Source organism: Shewanella sp. 4t3-1-2LB, from assembly GCF_017368415.1.
GTDB lineage: Bacteria > Pseudomonadota > Gammaproteobacteria > Enterobacterales > Shewanellaceae > Shewanella > Shewanella fodinae.
Map to the genome: position 1 here is coordinate 1 of NZ_JAFNJD010000200.1, position 218 is coordinate 218.

The 218-nt window shown below is 50.0% G+C and carries 1 rRNA gene; it reads left to right on the forward strand.

The annotated features are described in order from the left end of the window. Positions 1–218, forward strand: a 23S ribosomal RNA gene (locus J3L11_RS19760); the annotation flags it as partial.

Sequence of the window (218 nt, forward strand, 5' to 3'; positions counted from 1 at the left end):
GATGAAAACGAGTAAGGCGACACACGTGGTATGTTGTCTGAAGATGGGGGGACCATCCTCCAAGGCTAAATACTCCTGACTGACCGATAGTGAACCAGTACCGTGAGGGAAAGGCGAAAAGAACCCCAGTGAGGGGAGTGAAATAGAACCTGAAACCGTATACGTACAAGCAGTGGGAGCGGTCCTTGAGACCGTGACTGCGTACCTTTTGTATAATG